Consider the following 614-nt stretch of genomic DNA (forward strand, 5'->3'; position numbering starts at 1 on the left):
GGGCCGCCACCCGACCAGACGCACGACCGGGCGCGCGCTGGGCCGGGGCACCGCGCGAGCCAACCGGGCCGGCCTCACCACACTCGGACTGATCCTGTTCGCCGGCGGCGGCGCCGCCGTCTCCCGCGGCCTGGGCGCCTTCGGCCCGGACGCCGCCGCCCAACCCTTGCTCAACCCGGACCTGACATCCCTCACCCGGCAGGGCTGGTTCTGGCCGGCCGTCGCCGCCACCTCCCTCGTGGTCGCCCTCATCGGGCTCACCTGGCTCCTCGCCCTGCTCCGCCCCGGCCGGCTACGCCGGCTACGCCTGGAATCCGGACCCACAGGCATCACCCAGATCAACAGCCGCCTGGCAACAGACACCCTGGCCAAACAGATCAACAACCTGCCCGGCGTCCGGCACGCACGAGCCTCCCTGCGAGGCACCGCCGACAAACCCGCCCTGGACGTACGCGTCACCACACGCGACCCAGCCGCAGTCGACTCCGTCCTGGCCCGACTCCACGACGAGACCTTCCCCGCACTCAAAACCACCCTCGGATTCGACCACCTACCCGCACTCGTCCGCCTCGGATTCGCCAAAGGCAGACCACCCCGACACATCCACTGACCGC

1 protein-coding gene is annotated in these 614 nt (G+C 71.8%); it reads left to right on the plus strand.

Translation table 11 applies throughout. The features are described 5' to 3' along the window. Positions 1–610: alkaline shock response membrane anchor protein AmaP (gene amaP, locus Psi02_RS39840; RefSeq protein WP_203981101.1), on the plus strand; the 610-nt coding region annotated here is incomplete at its 5' end. Positions 611–614: the final 4 nt, after the last annotated feature.

It is taken from the genome of Planotetraspora silvatica, assembly GCF_016863315.1.
In the GTDB taxonomy this organism is placed as follows: Bacteria; Actinomycetota; Actinomycetes; order Streptosporangiales; family Streptosporangiaceae; genus Planotetraspora; species Planotetraspora silvatica.